This window comes from Cellulomonas sp. P5_C6 (assembly GCF_054049635.1).
This window is the reverse complement of sequence record NZ_JBFULZ010000229.1, coordinates 1-6,005: the sequence shown is the minus strand read 5'-3', so window position 1 is coordinate 6,005 and position 6,005 is coordinate 1. Positions and strand designations below refer to the sequence as shown.

At 73.6% G+C, this 6,005-nt stretch carries 4 protein-coding genes; 1 reads left to right on the top strand and 3 read right to left on the bottom strand.

What is annotated here, in order from left to right:
• The coding region (locus tag ACXJKG_RS18690) for a lipopolysaccharide biosynthesis protein (protein WP_456847242.1) at window positions 1-1,522 on the top strand (1,522 nt) is incomplete at its 5' end.
• 23 nt (window positions 1,523-1,545) lie between these two features.
• Here ACXJKG_RS18690 and ACXJKG_RS18685 read toward each other — a convergent pair.
• From ACXJKG_RS18685 to ACXJKG_RS18675, 3 genes are all read right to left on the bottom strand, one after another.
• Entirely contained in the window at window positions 1,546-3,288 is a 1,743-nt protein-coding gene (locus ACXJKG_RS18685) for a polysaccharide biosynthesis tyrosine autokinase (protein ID WP_456847241.1), read from the bottom strand.
• 76 nt (window positions 3,289-3,364) lie between these two features.
• Window positions 3,365-4,399 carry a glycosyltransferase gene (locus ACXJKG_RS18680; protein WP_456847240.1) on the bottom strand — a complete coding sequence of 345 codons (1,035 nt, stop codon included), beginning with the start codon at window positions 4,397-4,399 and terminating at the stop codon, window positions 3,365-3,367.
• Window positions 4,396-5,757 (bottom strand): O-antigen ligase family protein, encoded by a 1,362-nt coding sequence (locus ACXJKG_RS18675; protein ID WP_456847239.1) that lies wholly within the window; start codon window positions 5,755-5,757, stop codon window positions 4,396-4,398. The genes ACXJKG_RS18680 and ACXJKG_RS18675 overlap by 4 nt, the downstream gene beginning before the upstream one ends.
• Window positions 5,758-6,005 lie beyond the last annotated feature (248 nt).

Sequence of the window (6,005 nt, the reverse complement as noted above, 5' to 3'; positions counted from 1 at the left end):
GGGCCCGCCTCGAGGGGTTGCGCGGGCAGCTGCGCGGCGCCGTGCGGGGCACCGGATGACGCTGGCCAGGACGGCCGTGCGCGGCTCGGCCGTGTCCATCGGCGGCCAGGGCTTCCGGATCGTGCTCCAGCTGGTCGGCCTCGCCGTGCTCGCGCGGCTGCTCGAACCGGCCGACTTCGGCGTCGTCGCCATGGTCACGGCCGCGATCGGGTTCGCGGACATCCTGCGCGACTTCGGGCTGTCGTCCGCGGCGGTGCAGTCGCCCACGGTGAGCCCCGGTGAGCGCACCAACCTGTTCTGGGCCAACACCGCCCTGGGGCTGGGCTGCACGGTCGTCGTGGCCGCCTGCACGCCGCTGCTCGTCGCGTTCTACCACGAGCCCACGCTGGCCCACGTGGTGCCCCCGTTGTCGCTGGTGCTGCTGATCTCCGGCATCAACACGCAGTACCGGGCCGACCTCGGGCGGGCCCTGCGGTTCGTCGCGCTGGCCTCCGCCGACGTCACCGCCCAGCTCGTCGGCACGATCGTGGCGATCGTCGTGGCGGTGCTGGGCGGCGGGTACTGGGCGATCGTCACGCAGCAGCTGACGGTGGCGCTGGTCGCGCTGGTGGTCAACATCATCAGCACGCGGTGGCGCCCCGGCCTGCCTCAGCGCGGCGCCTCGATCCGCCGGTTCTTCCGGTTCGGGCTCTCGGTCTTCGGGACGCAGGTGCTCTCCTACGCGTCGAAGAACGCGGACACGGTGGCGCTCGGCGCGTTCTGGGGGCCGTCGGTGCTCGGCGTCTACAACCGCGCGCAGCAGATCGCCGTCGTCCCGCTCAACCAGATCAACGGCCCGCTCACGCGCGTCGCGCTGCCGGTGATGTCCAAGGCGCACCTGGACCCGGACCGGTTCGCGCGGGCCGCGTCGCGCGCGCAGCTGGCCGGCGCGTACCTCACCGCCACGGTCCTCGCGTTCGTCGCCGGCCTGGCCGAGCCCATCGTCGACGTGCTGCTGGGCCCGGGGTGGTCCGCGGTCGTGCCGATCCTCTCGCTGCTCGCGATCGCCGGCGTGTTCCGGTCCCTGTCCCAGCTGGCGTACTGGATCTTCCTGGCCAGCGGGCGGCCCGGCGTGCAGTTCCGGCTGGACCTCTGGGCGCAGCCCGCCATGGTCGCCGTCATCGTCTTCGGCGCGTACCAGGGCGCGCTGGGCGCCGCGTGGGCCGCCGTGATCGTCTGGCCCCTGTACTGGATCGTCGGCCTGCTCGTCGCCAGCCGCTCCGCGGGCCTGGTGGCCGGGCCGCTGGTGATGCGCGCGGTGCGCGCCCTGCTCGGCGTCGCGCTGCCCGCCGCGCTGGGCAGCTGGTACGTCAGCCACTGGGTCCCGGGCCGGCTGATGTCGCTGGCCGCGGGCGCGCTGGCCGGCGCGGTCCTCGTCACGATCGTCGTGCTGGTCGTGCGGCCGGTGCGCCGCGACGTGGCCGAGGTGATCGGCCTGCTGCGGCACGCGGCGGCGCGGGGCGAGAAGGCCGCCCGGCACTAGCCCGCCGGTCGAGGGACCGACCGTCAGGCGACGATCGTCTGCTCGGCCTCGGCCTCGGCCTCGGCCTCGGCCTCGTCCTTCGACGTCGGGGTGCCGTTGGTGGGCGGCTCGTCGTCGTGGTCGTCGTCCGGGCCGCCGTCGCGCTCGTGCGTCCCGTCGGGCTCGGAGAGGCCCGCGAGCTCGGCCGCCTCGTGCTCGCTCAGGGCCTGCTCGTCGTCGGCCGGAAGGTCGGCATCGGCGGTCACGGCGTCGTCCACCACGGCCTCGTCGGTGGTGGCGGGCAGCGCGATCTCGACGATGGCCGGGGGAGCCTCGAGAGGCGCGGAGAGCGTCTCCGCGGCGTCGGCCTCAGCCGCCCGCGCGGCGGCGTCGTCGTTGGCCTGGCGCTCCGCGGGGCTGCTCTCGATCCCGGTGTGCCGCGCGTCGGACCGGTACGTGTAGGTGTAGCTGGACGACGCCCCGCGCTTGGCGCGGTTGAGCACGATGCCGAGGATGTGGGCGTCGACGGCGTTCAGCATCGAGATCGACTGCTTGAGCTGCTCGCGGGTGACGATGCCGCTGCCGGCCACGACGAGCACACCGTCCATGGACGTGGACAGGATCGCGGCATCGGTGACGGGCAGCAGCGGAGCGGTGTCCACCAGCACCATGTCGAACCGGCTCTTGAGCTCGCCCAGCAGGGCGACCATGGCCTCCGACCCGAGCAGCTCGGACGGGTTCGGCGGGATCTGGCCCGAGGCCAGGACCTGCAGGTTCTCGTCGCCGTACGGCTGCAGGGCGTCGTCCAGCGAGACCCGGCCGATGAGGATCGTCGTCAGGCCGACGGTGCCCTCGAGCCCGAGGTACTTGGCGACGGACGGGCGGCGCAGGTCGGCGTCGACCAGGCACACGCGCGCACCCGCGCTGGCCAGGGTGACCGCCAGGTTGGCGACCGTCACGGACTTGCCCTCCCCGCTGCGCGAGGACGTCACGACGATCGACCGCGGGCGGTTGGCCACGTTGACGAACTGCAGGTTGGTGCGCAGGCGCCGGTACTCCTCGGAGCGGACGCCGTACGCGGGGGAGATGATCACGGGCGCCTTGCCGCCGGCCAGCGGGTCGGAGGCGACGGAGGCGAGCACGGGCACCGGGACCAGCGCGGCCACGTCGGCGTCGGTGCGGACCTTGACGTCGAGCGTGGTGCGCAGCGCGGCCCACCCGAGCCCCAGGAGCAGGCCGAGCAGGGCGCCGAGCACGATGTTCTGGCGCGTGTGCGGCACGGACGGCCGAGACGGCGGGGTGGCCGGGTCGATCGAGTTCACCAGGACGGTCGGGGAGCCGTCGGCGGCGGTCGGCGACAGGTCCTGCACCGTGAGCGCGAGGTTCTTGGCCACGGAGTTCGCGATGTCGGCGGCGGTCTGCGGGTCACCCCACGTCGCGGTGATCGTGATGATCGGCGCGGCGGGGTCCGTGCTCACCGCGACCGCTCCGCGCAGGGTCCGACCCGAGCCCGGCAGGCCGAGCTCCTCGACCACCGGGTCGAGCACGACGGGGGAGCGGGCGACCTTCGAGTACGTGGCCACCACGCGCTCGGCGTACGACGTGCCCTGGTTGAGGTCGCCGATCGAGTCGCCCAGCTGCACCGTGATGAGGACCTGGTTCTGGGCGCTGTACTCCTTGGGCGTCGCGAGCGACAGAGCCAGACCCGCCAGCGCGCCGAGCAACGTGAGCACGACGACACTCACCCAGTGGCGCTTCATGAGCGCGATCAGCTGGCGAAGCTCCACAGTGGTCCCTCGGATCCCTCGACGTCGTCAGCGGTGCTTCCCGCGCGGCGGAGTCCCCCCGTGACGTCCCGCCACTCTACCGAGCGATCTCGACGCGCTCCGGGTGATTCGTGGCGGCTGCCTGTGGGTGCGCTGTGCGTGCCGCCGCCTCGAACGCTCGGGCGTAGGAGGCGCCGATGACGTCCCAGCCGCGGGCGTCGAGCCGGGGCCGGCCCGACGGCGGCGCCGCGCGCAGCTCGTCGACGGCGCGGTGGACGTCGGCTGTGTCCAGCGTGCCCTCGAAGAAGTGCACCCAGCCCGGCCCCACCTCGTCGGCGAGGCCCCGCGTCACCGGCGTCGACGGGACGAGCACGGGGGTGTCCAGCGACAGGGCGACCAGCACGACCGCGGAGTTGTGCAGGTCGCGGTACGGCAGCACGGCGAGCTCGCCCGCGGTGACCTCGGCGACGAGCGCGTCGTCGGGGATGAAGTCCAGCACGTAGCCGATGCGGTCGTCCTGCGCGGCTGCGTCCTCGACGAGTGCGCGCCACTGCGGGGTCTGCGGCTTGCCGACGACGCGCAGCGACAGCTCGGGCCGGGCGCCCGCGAACGCGTCGAGCAGCAGGTCGACGCCCTTGTAGTCGCGGATCTTGCCGAAGTAGACGAGCAGCCCCGGGACGCGGGCGGACACCGGGTACCCGTCGAACTGGGCGCGGTAGTGGCCGAGCGGGATCACGACGTCGGCCGGACCCTCGGGCACGGGGTTGAGGTGCACCCGCAGGGTCGTGCGGCGCTCCAGCCAGCGCAGCAGCGCACGCTCGGTGCGGCCGCCGGGCTCGTGCGGCTCGGGGTTGTGCTCGGTGCGCACGATCGCCGTGCGCGTGACCCGCAGCCGCAGCATCAGGGCCACGAACGCCAGCCGGGTGGCCAGCCGGCGGGGGAACGTCGACGGGCGCGTCCGGACCAGCCACTCCGGCCAGTGCACGTGCAGCACGTCGAACCGCTCGGTCAGCGCGCGCCGCCAGGTGAACCAGCTGATGGCGACGCTCTCGGGAAGCTGCTCCACCATCTGGTCGGCGTAGCGGGTGGTCCCGTCGGGGCGTTCCAGCACCTCGAGCACGCGGACTGTCACGGGTGGACCTCCTGGTGGGTCGTCGAGTGCTCCGGCACGGGTTCCGGCGGTGGCCCGTCGCGCGCGATCCGCCAGCACCCCGACAGGATGAACACGGTGGTCATGAACGAGACGGTGTAGAGCATGGTGTTGGCGGCCAGCCCGTTGATCACMGAGCCGGCCAGCACGGCCAGGCCCAGCGCGCAGACCGCCCGGGGCGCGCCGGACAGGAGCCGCCGGGTCATCGCGACCGCGTACCAGACGACGAGCAGGACGACGGCGGCGAGCCCGACCACACCCACCTCGGCGAGCAGCCGCACGTACTCGTTGTGCGGGATGGTGTGCAGGATGATGCCGCTGGTCGTGGCGCCGATCCCGTTGCCGAGCACGGGGTGCTCCCGCCAGACGGCGAGCACCTTGGCCCAGGCCTGGAACCGCCACCCGAGCGACGTGTCGTCCACGCTGCCGCCGCTGGTGTACTCGGTGAGCCGCCCGGCGCCGGCCTTGGAGTCCAGCGCCATGACGACGGCCACGGCGAGCGCCAGCAGCCCGAGCACGATCCGGTGGAACCGCCGCCCGGCCTCGACCACCATGTAGACCAGCACCATCGCGACGACGGTCGCGAACCCGCCGATGCTGGCCGTGGCCACCTGCGCGACGAGGAACAGCGCCATGAAACCGCCGTTGACCCAGCGCTTGCCCGTGTTGGACAGCAGCCTCGAGAAGGTGGCGATGTTGCACAGCGCGAAGAGGACCGCGGCCGAGTTGGCCTGCGCCAGGGTGCCAGTCGAGCGCAGGACGCCCTCGCTGTAGACGCCCGTGCCGGTGGCCAGCTGCACCAGGGCGTACAGGGCGGGCAGGGTGCCGACGGCCTGCACGAGGCCGGTGACGCGCCCGAGCGTGAGCGTCCCCGGCGCGTTGATCGTGATGACCGCGACGGCGACCAGCGACAGCACCCGCACGGCCTCGCCGTACGTCTCGGCGGCGCCGTAGATCGCGGCGCCCGCGGCGGCCGAGGCGAAGAGGGCGAGCGCGATCACGAGCACCCGGGCGGGCCAGCTGGGGGACCGCACCAGTACCAGCACCGACAGGCCGATGATCGCGGCGGCGACGCCCGCCGTGGCGGTGGCGCCGCCGGACGAGTCGATGAGCGCGCGCCCCACCAGCAGGACCGCCATGGCGAGCAGCGAGACGCGGTAGCCGAACACGATGATCAGGGGGATCGTCGCGAAACCCACCAGGATCAGCGGGGGCAGCCCGGCGACCCAGCCGACCAGGACCAGCACGCCCGTGAGGCCCGTGACGACGGCCGGGACCATCCGGTCGGCCGCCGCGGCGCGCGCGGAGACGACCGCGTCGCTGAGGGAGAGGCTGGTCACGCGGTCGAGGCTACGTGCCCGGCATCCCGGGGTCGATGGTGCGAGCGGGTGCTAGTTTCGCCGCCATGCCGCCCCGCCGACCCCTCGTCGCGGCGTCGCCGCGCCCCGGTGCGGTCGCGTGAAGAACCAGTTTCTCGGCATCCTCGTCTCCCGGGGACTCGGCAGCGGGCTGCAGGCGCTCGCCCTGATCCTCCTGGCCCGGTCGGTGCCGGCGGCCGCGTTCGGCGCGGTCACGTCGGTCATCGCGC